11 protein-coding genes are annotated in these 11,533 nt (G+C 70.8%); 8 read left to right on the top strand and 3 right to left on the bottom strand.

Annotation, left to right across the window (positions count from 1 at the left end; genetic code table 11):
- Positions 1-57 precede the first annotated feature (57 nt).
- Positions 58-213 (bottom strand): hypothetical protein, encoded by a 156-nt coding sequence (locus tag ACFV0T_RS41780; RefSeq protein ID WP_385790734.1) that lies wholly within the window; start codon positions 211-213, stop codon positions 58-60.
- 224 nt (positions 214-437) lie between these two features.
- On the bottom strand, positions 438-1,133 hold the full coding sequence (gene phoU / locus ACFV0T_RS41785; protein WP_385790736.1) for a phosphate signaling complex protein PhoU: 696 nt from the start codon (positions 1,131-1,133) through the stop codon (positions 438-440).
- Positions 1,134-1,379: 246 nt separating this feature from the next.
- On the opposite strand from phoU, the gene ACFV0T_RS41790 reads away from it, so the two are divergent.
- Together ACFV0T_RS41790 and ACFV0T_RS41795 are read left to right on the top strand one after the other, a co-directional pair.
- Positions 1,380-2,684: a sensor histidine kinase gene (locus ACFV0T_RS41790; RefSeq protein WP_385790738.1), complete on the top strand. Its 1,305-nt coding sequence runs from the start codon at positions 1,380-1,382 to the stop codon at positions 2,682-2,684.
- Complete coding sequence (locus tag ACFV0T_RS41795) at positions 2,681-3,361, top strand: response regulator transcription factor (RefSeq protein ID WP_015659563.1); 681 nt, start codon at positions 2,681-2,683, stop codon at positions 3,359-3,361. Before ACFV0T_RS41790 ends, ACFV0T_RS41795 begins: the two co-directional genes overlap by 4 nt.
- A 110-nt stretch (positions 3,362-3,471) precedes the next feature.
- On the opposite strand, the gene ACFV0T_RS41800 is transcribed toward ACFV0T_RS41795, so the two are convergent.
- Entirely contained in the window at positions 3,472-4,158 is a 687-nt protein-coding gene (locus tag ACFV0T_RS41800) for a DUF461 domain-containing protein (RefSeq protein ID WP_385790739.1), read from the bottom strand.
- 708 nt (positions 4,159-4,866) lie between these two features.
- Here ACFV0T_RS41800 and ACFV0T_RS41805 point away from each other — a divergent pair.
- The 6 genes from ACFV0T_RS41805 to ACFV0T_RS41830 all read left to right on the top strand — a co-directional run bounded on the left by ACFV0T_RS41805 (position 4,867) and on the right by ACFV0T_RS41830 (position 11,471).
- Positions 4,867-5,349 (top strand): CarD family transcriptional regulator, encoded by a 483-nt coding sequence (locus tag ACFV0T_RS41805; protein WP_003953493.1) that lies wholly within the window; start codon positions 4,867-4,869, stop codon positions 5,347-5,349.
- A 265-nt stretch (positions 5,350-5,614) separates the two neighbouring features.
- Entirely contained in the window at positions 5,615-6,394 is a 780-nt protein-coding gene (ispD, locus tag ACFV0T_RS41810; RefSeq protein ID WP_385790741.1) for a 2-C-methyl-D-erythritol 4-phosphate cytidylyltransferase, read from the top strand.
- Positions 6,384-6,914, top strand: a complete 531-nt coding sequence (ispF, locus tag ACFV0T_RS41815; RefSeq protein ID WP_385790743.1) for a 2-C-methyl-D-erythritol 2,4-cyclodiphosphate synthase — start codon at positions 6,384-6,386, stop codon at positions 6,912-6,914. The genes ispD and ispF overlap by 11 nt, the downstream gene beginning before the upstream one ends.
- A 191-nt stretch (positions 6,915-7,105) precedes the next feature.
- Positions 7,106-8,506, top strand: coding sequence for a cysteine--tRNA ligase (cysS, locus tag ACFV0T_RS41820; RefSeq protein WP_385790745.1), 1,401 nt, complete (start codon positions 7,106-7,108; stop codon positions 8,504-8,506).
- 101 nt (positions 8,507-8,607) lie between these two features.
- Positions 8,608-9,549, top strand: coding sequence for a 23S rRNA (guanosine(2251)-2'-O)-methyltransferase RlmB (rlmB, locus tag ACFV0T_RS41825; RefSeq protein WP_385790747.1), 942 nt, complete (start codon positions 8,608-8,610; stop codon positions 9,547-9,549).
- A gap of 140 nt (positions 9,550-9,689) precedes the next feature.
- Positions 9,690-11,471 (top strand): DoxX family membrane protein, encoded by a 1,782-nt coding sequence (locus tag ACFV0T_RS41830; protein ID WP_385790749.1) that lies wholly within the window; start codon positions 9,690-9,692, stop codon positions 11,469-11,471.
- Positions 11,472-11,533 lie beyond the last annotated feature (62 nt).

Raw genomic sequence — 11,533 nt, forward strand, 5'->3', positions numbered from 1 at the left:
GCGTACGACGACCTTCGTCGCCGGACGCGGTCCACGCCGTCCGTGCCGTGTGCCGCGTCAGCCGCACTGGCAGGGGTTGCCCGACTGGCACCCGCACCCGCAGCCCGACCCGCAGCCGCACGCGCCGATCAGCGTCAGGTTCCTGATCTCGGTGGGCTGCTCGGTCGCGCGTTCCTGCGTGGGGTCGGGCGTCTTGCTGGGGGATTCGGCCATGACTCTGGGTCCCTCCTCGAGGCTGTGCCTGTGCCCATTTCATGCCCATTCCACTGGGCGCATCAACGGCGCACTGTGGCCCGCTCGCGCACGCCCCGTCCGAATCCCCCGCGCGCCTGTTCGACCACGGAGGATCGCGCAGGGGTACCGCAGGGGATTCGGAGGACTCGCCGAAGCGGATCCGGAGGAGTCGCCACAGCGGATTCCGAAGGAATCCGGAGGGGTTACGCCCCCTCGGTGCCCGGCTGGATGTCCGGCTGGATGTCGGGCTGGAGCTCGTCCGCGTGCTCGCCCGTGACCAGGAACACCACGCGCTTGGCGACCGCCACCGCGTGGTCGGCGAACCGCTCGTAGTAACGGCCGAGCAGCGTCACGTCCACCGCGGTCTCGATGCCGTGCTTCCAGCGGTCGTCCATCAGGTGCTGGAACAGCGCGCGGTGGAGCAGGTCCATGTCGTCGTCGTCGGCCTCCAGCTGGAGCGCCAGGTCGACGTCCTTCGTGATGATCACCTCGGCCGCCTTCGCCATCAGACGCTGCGCGAGCTGACCCATCTCCAGGATCGTGGCGTGCAGGTCGTGCGGCACCGCTTGCGACGGGAAACGCAGGCGTGCGAGCTTCGCCACATGCTGGGCGAGGTCGCCTGAGCGCTCCAGATCGGCCGACATGCGCAGTGACGTGACGACGATCCGCAGATCCGTGGCCACCGGCTGCTGCCGGGCCAGCAGGGCTATCGCGCGGGCTTCCAGGTCGTGCTGGAGCTCGTCGATCTTCTTGTCGGCCTCGATGACACTTTCGGCCAGCTTCAGATCGGAGTCCAGGATGGCGGTCGTGGCGCGCCCGATCGCCGATCCGACCAGCCGGGCCATCTCCACCAGTCCGTCGCCGATCGAGTCCAGTTCCTCGTGGTACGCGTCCCGCATCAGGATTTCCCTCTCGTACGTGTGCTGTCGGGGGTTCCGGGGGCCGGGACCCCGGCGGTGTCAGTCCTCGAACATGCTCGAACCGGCGGTGCGAACCCCACGCTCCCACGGTCCGGCCTGTACGCGTCGGTTTCCGTCACCCCAAATGAACCACCGCTAGCTCCTAGGTGAACTCTGGGCGACGAGTGTTCGAGGTCGCACTTCGATGGCTGTGGTCCGGCGGGACGACATGCCTAACCTGGGTGCATGGACGTGAACGCGGCGGTCGCCGCAGCGGCAGCGATCGCCGGGGTACTCACCGGTGTCATCGCCATGCTGGCGTTCCGCTGGAGCGAACGCGACCAGCAGCGACCCACCAGAACCTCACTGCACACCGACCCCGTGCTGCCGCCGGGAGTGGACACGGTCCTGTCCGTGCTCCGCTCCTCCGCCGTCGTCCTCGACGAGGCGGACGCCGTGGTCAAGGCGAGCTCCGCCGCGTACGCCCTCGGGCTGGTGCGCGGCGGCAAGCTGGCCGTCGAGCCCATGCTCCTGATGGCCAGGGACACCCGGCGTGACGGAGAAATACGCCAGGTCGAGCTGGATCTGCCCCGGCGGGGGACCGGGCGGGGCGAGGCACTCGCCGTGTCCGCGCGCGTCGCCCCCCTCGGGTCCCGGCTCGTCCTCCTGCTGGTCGAGGACCTCACCGAGGCCCGGCGCATCGAGGCGGTACGGCGCGACTTCGTCGCGAACGTCAGCCATGAGCTGAAGACCCCGGTCGGCGCGCTCTCCCTCCTCTCCGAGGCTGTCATGGACGCCTCCGACGACCCCGAAGCGGTGGAGCGTTTCGCCGGACGCATGCAGATCGAGGCCACGCGCCTGACCAACCTGGTCCAGGAGATCATCGACCTCTCCCGGGTCCAGAACGACGACCCCCTCGAGGACGCCGAGCCGGTCCGCGTGGGCGAACTCGTCGCCGAAGCCATCGACCGCTGCCGCCACCAGGCCGGCGCCAAGCAGATCACCATGGCCGCCGGCGGTACCGCCGACCTGCGGATCTGGGGGAACCGAGGGCAGCTCGCCGCCGCTCTCGGCAACCTGGTCGAGAACGCGGTCAACTACTCCCCGGCCCGCACCCGTGTGGGCATAGCCGCCCGCCGGGTGACCGCGCCCGGCGGAGAACTCATCGAGATCGCCGTCACCGACCAGGGCCTCGGCATCTCCGACAAGGACAAGGAGCGCATCTTCGAGCGCTTCTACCGCGTCGACCCGGCCCGCTCCCGCGCCACGGGGGGTACGGGTCTCGGGCTGGCGATCGTCAAGCACGTGGCCGCCTCGCACGGCGGGGAGGTCACGGTGTGGAGCTCCGCGGGTCAGGGCTCCACGTTCACTCTGCGGCTGCCGGAGGCGGGTGCGGCTCGCGACCGTGCCCAGCAGCACCCCGACCTCGACGACGACAACGACGACGACGTCGAGAATGATGGGGCCGGGCAGTCAGCCCACTCGTCGCGCGCCACTTCCCCCGACTCACCCGCGTACCAAACGCTTTCCGCCCCGGAGGTCCTTCCGTGACCCGAGTGCTCGTCGTCGAGGACGAGGAGTCCTTCTCCGACGCCCTGTCGTACATGCTCCGCAAGGAGGGCTTCGAGGTCGCCGTCGCGACCACGGGCCCCGACGGACTCGACGAGTTCGAGCGCAACGGCGCCGACCTCGTCCTCCTCGACCTGATGCTGCCGGGGCTGCCCGGCACGGAGGTGTGCCGTCAGCTGCGCGGCCGCTCCAATGTTCCGGTGATCATGGTCACCGCCAAGGACAGCGAGATCGACAAGGTGGTCGGCCTGGAAATAGGAGCCGACGACTACGTCACCAAGCCGTTCTCCTCGCGCGAGCTGGTCGCCCGTATCCGGGCCGTCCTGCGTCGCCGTGGCGAGCCCGAGGAGGTCACCCCGGCCGCGCTGGAGGCCGGACCGGTCCGTATGGACGTCGACCGTCACGTGGTCACCGTCTCCGGCTCGAAGGTCGACCTCCCGCTCAAGGAGTTCGACCTGCTGGAGATGCTGCTGCGCAACGCGGGCCGTGTGCTCACGCGCATGCAGCTCATCGACCGGGTCTGGGGCGCCGACTACGTCGGTGACACCAAGACCCTCGACGTCCACGTCAAGCGCCTGCGCGCGAAGATCGAGCCGGACCCCGGCGCGCCGCGGTATCTGGTGACCGTGCGCGGCCTCGGCTACAAGTTCGAGCCGTAAACCGCCGACCGCCGACGGTAATTCGATCGGTGACAGGAATTCGGTGAGTACGAGAAGGGCGGCACCCGGTCACGGGATGCCGCCCTTCTCGTATGCGGGTGCTACGACGCTCAGTTGCCGGACGCGGACTCCGAGGCCGTCGCATTCGCGTTCGTGTTGCCCGCGTTGGCGTTGGCGTTCGCGGACGCCGTGTCGCTCGGGGAGGCCGAGGTGGAGGCGGACTCGCTCGGCGAGGACGACGCGCTCTCCGACGGCTGCTGGGAGGCGGACGCCGAGGCGTTCGGCATCTCGCTCGGGCCCCATGTGGAGAAGTAGCCGTCGGCCGGCACGACGAAGGCGCGCAGGCTCACCGCGCCGGTCTTGCTGAAGGTGAAGGTGATCTTCTGGGCGTTGCCGCCCTTGACGGAGTCCCCGGGGGAGGAGAGCACCGCGGCGGCGTTGTCCTTGCCGCCGATGACCACGGAGCCGCCGGCCGGGACGGTCAGCTTGCCGTCGCCCTTGGCGGGGGAGAGCTTGGCGCTGCCGTCGCCCTCGACACTGACCGAGTCCAGCGTCTGGGAGGTGGTGCCGCTGTTGAAGACGGTCGCGGAGATCACGGCGGGACCCGTGGAGCTCGTGCCGGGCTGGGTGATGACGATCGCGTTCTGGATCTTGATGTCACCGACGCTCGTCGCCGCGTTGTCGGGTTTGATCTCCAACGTCTGGGAGTTGTCGCCCGCGCCGCACGCGGCGAGCGAGGCGATCGAGAACGCGATGGCGGATGCGGCGAGGGCGCCGCGTCGAAGGCTGCTGCTCACGGCGGCGGCTACTCCTTGAACGCAGGGGCAGCTGTACCTAAAGCCGCCCTAAGTGTCTGTCAGCGGCCTTAGGTTACCGATCCGTTCCCCGGCGGCCGCACCCGACCCTCCCTCGAGCGGCCCGGCTTCGCTCGGCAGGCGGTACCCGGACGCTTTCCGGACCGGGAAGTGGCCCCCGAGTCACATTGGTCTCAAGGTCGTACGGGATTCACTTAAGGGGGCTTGCAGTTTTTCCGTGAAGGAATGCGCGCGTGGTGTCGGAGCTATGCCTTGGAATTGATCACGGACTGCGTCGGGTCGGGTGTTCCGCCGGCTGTTCGGTCGGCTGTTCCGTGGTCGTTCCGTCGGCCTAGTGATCGGTCCCGTGATCCGTCCTGTGATCAGCCTTGTGATCACCCCGTGATCAATTCCGGATTCGACTCGTATCGGCCTCGGGCAACCGAACGGAGTAGCGGAAGTCGATCGTATGGAACAGGACATATGCGGACGTTCGGTCGCCCGGAGGAGCCTCCGGAAGCGTGTGACGCGCACGTTTCCCCTCCCCCGGATAGCCACTCCGACCTGCGAATACCCGGTTCCGATCGGCCCGTGATGCACGTTCCTGTTACTGTTGTCAAGCCCCGAGATATGCCCTGACCTGCGAAAACGCCATTCAGAACCCGCCGTTTCCGTGTTACCCTGGATAGCCACGGAAGGGGTACCTGTCACATGACGTTCAAGGTTGGCGACACCGTGGTCTATCCCCATCACGGGGCCGCGCTGATCGAGGCCATCGAAACTCGCCAGATCAAAGGCGTGGACAAGACCTACTTGGTGCTGAAGGTCGCCCAGGGTGACCTGACGGTACGTGTGCCAGCGGACAATGCGGAGTTCGTCGGCGTGCGTGATGTGGTCGGTCAGGACGGGCTGGACCGGGTCTTCGAGGTGCTGCGTGCTCCGTACGCCGAGGAGCCCACGAACTGGTCGCGCCGTTACAAGGCAAATCTGGAGAAGCTCGCCTCCGGCGATGTCATCAAGGTCGCGGAAGTCGTCCGTGACCTGTGGCGTCGTGAGCGCGAGCGCGGACTCTCCGCCGGTGAGAAGCGCATGCTCGCCAAGGCCCGCCAGATCCTGGTGAGCGAGCTCGCCCTCGCGGAGAACACCAACGAGGACAAGGCGGAGGCCCTGCTCGACGAGGTCCTCGCGTCCTGACGCGAGGCGGCCACACCCGCCCCACTTCAGCGCGCTCAGCACAGTGAAATGCCGCGGTGCCCGATGACGTACGTTCTGTCGCCGGGCGCTGCGGCATGTTCGTACTCGAATGCCGTACGCCACGGGGGAAACCCCCGATACTCGGTGTGCCGGGCCCGGGCAGCTGGCTCGACCGGTGTCACGGAAGGGTTCCGGTCAAGGCGTCGCGCCCGGCACGCTGTGGCCATACCCACGTAGGCCGAGCACACAAACCTGACAGGAACCGATGTCTGACGTTTCGCACCCTTCGACCGCGGGTGCCGTTCCGGAAGCCCCGGCAGTGACCCCCCGTACCGCCGTGGTCATCCCGGCCGCCGGCCGGGGCGTACGTCTCGGCCCGGGCGCCCCCAAGGCGCTCCGCACGCTGAACGGCACGCCCATGCTCATCCACGCGGTGCGCGCCATGGCCGCCTCTCGCGCCGTCTCCCTGGTCGTCGTCGTGGCGCCGCCCGACGGCGCCGGCGAGGTCAAGTCGCTGCTCGACGCGCACGCGCTGCCGGAGCGGACCGACTTCCTCGTCGTACCCGGCGGGGAGTCCCGCCAGGAGTCGGTGAAGCTCGGTCTCGACGCGCTGCCGCCCGACTACGCCATCGTGCTCGTGCACGACGCGGCGCGGCCGCTGGTGCCGGTCGACACGGTGGACGCCGTGATCGACGCCGTACGGGACGGCGCGCCCGCCGTGGTGCCGGCGCTGCCGCTCGCGGACACGGTCAAGGAGGTCGAGCCGGCGGCGGTGGCGGGCGAGCCGGAGCCGGTGCTCGCCACGCCCGAGCGGGGACGGCTGCGGGCCGTCCAGACACCGCAGGGCTTCGAGCGGGCCACGCTGATCCGTGCGCACGAGACGGTGACGGACGACGTCACCGACGACGCGAGCATGGTGGAGCAGCTCGGGCTGCGGGTCGTGGTCGTCCCCGGGCACGAGGAGGCCTTCAAGGTCACGCGGCCGCTGGACCTGGTGCTGGCGGAGGCGGTCCTGGCGCGCAGGAGGCTCAACGATGGCTTCTGAGACATCCCAGGCCTCCGGGGCCGCTCGGGCTTCCGGGGTGCCACTGCTGCCGCAGGTCGGGATCGGTACGGACATCCACGCCTTCGAGGAGGGGCGTGAGCTGTGGTGTGCCGGTCTGAAGTGGGAGGGGGAGGGCTCGGGCCTCGCCGGGCACTCCGACGCGGACGTCGTCGCCCATGCCGCGTGCAACGCGCTGTTCTCCGCGGCGGGGCTGGGGGACCTGGGGCAGCACTTCGGTACCGGGCGGCCCGAGTGGGCCGGGGCGTCCGGGGTGACGCTGCTGGCGGAGACCGCGCGGCTGGTGCGCGAGGCCGGGTTCGTCATCGGCAACGTGGCCGTCCAGGTCGTCGGGCCGCGGCCGAAGATCGGCAAGCGGCGGGACGAGGCGCAGAAGGTGCTGTCGGAGGCGGTGGGCGCGGCGGTGTCCGTGTCCGGGGCCACGACGGACGGGCTCGGGTTCCCCGGGCGGGGGGAGGGACTGATGGCGGTCGCGACGGCGCTGGTGGTCCGAGTGGCCTGAGCGCTGCCGACCCGCCCGGCTCAGCCGGCCGGAAGACCCCGCCGAGGGGCCCCGCCGCGGACCCCGGCGGGGCTCCGCCCCCGCACAGTCCGGCTCGCGCCCTCCCTCAGCACCCCCCAAACACCCCCACCCCCGGGGCAATACCTCGCAACGGTCGCGAGGCACTGCCCCGTGGCCACTACCCTGGAGTGGTGACTATTCGCCTGCACGACACCAGCGCCCGGCAGATTCGTGACTTCGCCCCGCTCACGCCGGGTTGTGTCTCGATCTACCTGTGTGGTGCCACCGTGCAGGCCGCACCGCACATCGGGCACATCCGCTCGGGGCTGAACTTCGACATCATGCGCCGCTGGTTCGAGTACCGCGGCTACGAGGTCACGTTCATCCGCAACGTCACCGACATCGACGACAAGATCATCACCAAGTCGCACGACCAGGGGCGCCCCTGGTGGTCCATCGGGTACGAGAACGAGCGGGCGTTCAACGACGGTTACCAGGCCCTCGGCTGCCTGCCGCCCACGTACGAACCGCGGGCCACCGGGCACATCCCCGAGATGATCGAGATGATGCGCGGGCTCATCGAGCGCGGGCACGCCTACGAGGCCGACGGCAACGTCTACTTCGACGTGCGCTCCTTCCCGGAGTACCTCCGGCTGTCCAACCAGGAGTTGGACAACCTCCTCCAGCCGTCGGGCGAGGGGGAGACGGGCAAGCGGGACCTGCGTGACTTCGCCATGTGGAAGTCCGTGAAGCCGGGCGAGCCGAGCTGGGAGACGCCGTGGGGCAGGGGCCGGCCCGGCTGGCACCTGGAGTGCTCCGCGATGGCGCACAAGTACCTGGGCACCGCCTTCGACATCCACGGCGGCGGCCTTGACCTGATCTTCCCGCACCACGAGAACGAGATCGCCCAGGCCAAGGCGTTCGGCGACGACTTCGCCCAGTACTGGGTGCACAACGCCTGGGTCACCATGAGCGGCGAGAAGATGTCCAAGTCGCTCGGGAACTCGGTGCTCGTCTCCGAGATGGTCACGCAGTGGCGCCCGATCGTGCTGCGCTACTACCTGGGCACCCCGCACTACCGCTCCATGATCGAGTACAGCGAGGAGGCCCTGCGCGAGGCCGAGTCCGCGTTCGCGCGGATCGAGGGCTTCGTGCAGCGGGTCGTGGAGAAGGCCGGCGGGGTCGTCGAACCCGCCGCCGAGGTTCCGCCCGCCTTCGCCGAGGCCATGGACGACGACCTGGGCGTGCCCCAGGCGCTCGCCGTCGTGCACACCACCGTCCGGCAGGGCAACTCCGCCCTCGCCGCCGACGACAAGGAAGCGGCCGTCGCCCGCCTCGCCGAGGTGCGCGCCATGCTCGGCGTCCTCGGGCTCGACCCGCTCGACCCGCACTGGGCGGGCGAGACCGACCGCGGCGACGATCTGCACGGCGTCGTCGACAGTCTCGTACGACTCGTCCTCGACCAGCGCGAGGCGGCCCGCACCCGCAAGGACTGGGGCACCGCGGACGCCATCCGCGACCAGCTCAACCAGTCCGGGCTCGTCATCGAGGACAGCCCGCAGGGGCCGCGCTGGACCCTCGGTCCGCGCTGACCCCGCCAGATCGCTTACGTGATCGATTGTGCCGTCCGGGCCTCCGGGCGGCACACTTCATAGACGTACACGCTTCATCGCTTCGCACAGACAGGTAGGTCATGGCCGCTAACAACCGCCGCATGTCCGGCAAGAAGGGCGCGCAGGTCGGCAGTGGCGGCCAGCGGCGCAAGGGTCTGGAGGGCAAGGGGCCGACCCCGCCCGCCGAGATGCGCAAGGGACACAAGAAGAACCGCGTCGCCAACGCCAAGGCGAAGCAGACCGTCCGGCGTCCCGTGCCGCGCGGCCGCGGCGGCAAGGGCACGTCCGAGATGGTCGTCGGACGCAACCCGGTCGTCGAGGCGCTGCGCGAGGGCGTGCCCGCCTCCACGCTCTACGTCCAGCAGTTCATCGACAACGACGAGCGGGTGCGCGAGGCGCTCCAGCTCGCGGCCGAGCGCGGCGGCATCAACCTCATGGAGGCCCCCCGCCCCGAGCTCGACCGGATGACCAACGGGCTCAACCACCAGGGCCTGGTCCTCCAGGTCCCGCCGTACGAGTACGCGCACCCCGAGGACCTCGTCGGCGCCGCGTACGACGAGGGCGCCGACCCGCTCATCGTCGCCCTCGACGGCGTCACCGACCCGCGCAACCTCGGCGCCGTCGTACGGTCCGTCTCCGCGTTCGGCGGCCACGGGGTCGTCGTGCCCGAGCGGCGGGCCGCCGGTATGACCGCCGGTGCCTGGAAGACGTCCGCCGGTGCGGCCGCGCGGACGCCGGTCGCCCGCGCCACCAACCTGACGCGCGCCCTGGAGGCGTACAAGAAGGCCGGGATCGCCGTCGTCGGCCTCGCCGCCGACGGTGAGGTCGAGGTGGGTGAGCTGCCGGCCCTGGGCGGCCCGGTCGTCATCGTCGTCGGCAGCGAGGGCAAGGGACTGTCCCGGCTGGTCGGCGAGACCTGTGACTACCGGGTGCGGATCCCGATGCCGGGTGGTACGGAGTCGCTGAACGCGGGTGTCGCGGCGGGTGTCGTGCTGTACGAGGCGGCTCGGCGACGCGCCTGATTCCGGGTGCGGGCGGCGCCCGAACGGGCGTCCGCCGCATCACCCACTCGGGGCAATCTGGACGGCGAGGACAACCTTGACGGGGTCCGGACAGATCTGGCCGGTCAAAGCAGTGTCCTAACTCCACGTCACTCGGTTAGATGAGTGTGGACACCAGAACACCCCGCACACCCACGGGGGACCGCTCGTCGGGATACGACGACGCTCCCGCGCTGAGCATGGTGAAGGTGCCGAGCGATCCGGCGCAGGTCATCGTCAGTCACGCGAGCTTCCGCGTACAGCTGGGCACGTCGACGAGACGCGCCCAATCCCCGCGGATCGCCCGGCACTTGAGCGCCGCCGAGGACACCGCGCGCGGGCCCGCCGCGGGCGCCACCGGAGCCCGCCGCCGCGCGGTCGTCTGGAGCGGCAGGTCCGACCCCGACGACACCGGCGCCCACCGCCTGCTCCAGGCCGTGCGGGCAGGCAGCGTCCGCCACGGCGAACAGCCCGCCGTCGACGCCGGAGCCACCCAGGTCATCCCCCGCGTCGACGCCGCCCCCGGCTACCCGGGCGGCGGTTACGAAGGCTACGACGGATACGGCGGTGCGTACGGCGGCGGACCCGACCGCGGTTACGGCGCAGCCTACGACGAGCTCGACCAGACCCTCGAGACCCCCGCCGTCGGCGCCCAGCGCACCTCCGGCGACGGCACCCGGCTCCTGCCCCAGATGCGCACCGTCGGCAGCGCCTACGACGAACCCGCCTACGACGCACCCGCCTACGACGCACCGGGCTACGACGCACCGGGCTACGGCGAACCCGCCTACGACGACGGGCGGTTCGAGGCCGAGGAGTTCGACGAGCGGACGGGGGCGGCGCGCCCGTCCCGGGCCCGGCGGCACGGCGACGACCCCGCGCGGCACTCCTACTACCCCGGCCGCCGGATGAACCTCGGCGTCGTCCTGCTCCCGCTGCGCATCTTCCTCGGCTTCATCTCCATCTACGCCGGCATGGGCAAGCTCTGCGACCCCGTCTACTTCGACGGCGGCAAGCGCGGCTCCATGGTGAAGTGGCTCAACACCCTGCACCCCTGGGAAGTCGCCGAGCCGCTGCGCCAGTTCGCGCTCCAGCACCCGGTCGGCTCCGGCCTCGTCATCGCCTTCCTCCAGGTCGTCGTGGGCGTCCTCACGGTCCTGGGCTGCTGGCAGCGGGTCACCGCGGTCGTCGGCGCGGCGCTGTCCGCCGCGCTGCTCGTCACCGTCAGCTGGAAGTCGGTCCCCGTCTACGACGCCCCCGACATCATCTGCCTCGCCGCCTGGTCCCCGCTGATCATCGCCGGCGCCCCCGTCTACTCCATCGACGGACGGCTCGCCGCCGGTGCCTGGCGGCGCCTCGGACCCCGCTCCGACATCTGGGAGCTGCGCCGCTACGTCCTGCGCCGCGGGGCCCTCGTCACGGCCGTCGCCGCCGGTCTCACCCTGCTGGTCGGCTCGCTGCTCGGCGGTGCCGTGCGCGACGCCGACCGTGTCGTCGTCCCCGGTCCCGGCGAGGCCCCGCGCAACGAGCTGCCCGGCTCGCCGCTCCCGCAGGACCCCGCCAAGCGCAAGCACCAGCAGAAGCCGTCGGCCTCCACCACGCCCACCCAGGGCGCCACCTCCGGCGCGGCCAGCCCCTCCAGTGACGCCACCACCCCCGGCGCCACCCGCGACACCGGTACGGCCGCCACCGGAGCGCCCAGCCAGAGCCAGAGCACCGCCGGCCAGGCGCCGCCCCAGCAGTCGGCCCCGTCCGGCGGCTCCCCGAGCACCAGCTCCGGCCCCTCCTCCACCGGCGGCAGCGGCTCGCCCGGCGGCAGCGGCGGCTCGGGCGGTTCGGGCGGCTCCGGCGGTTCGAGCTCCTCCTCCGGCCAGCCCGGCCTGGTGGGCGGCCTGCTCGGCTAGCGCCTGCCCGCGTCCCGACGCGCCCCTACGACGACGGGGTCCCGCACATGACCGTGCGGGAC

It is taken from the genome of Streptomyces sp. NPDC059582 (genome assembly GCF_042735715.1).
Lineage (GTDB): Bacteria > Actinomycetota > Actinomycetes > Streptomycetales > Streptomycetaceae > Streptomyces.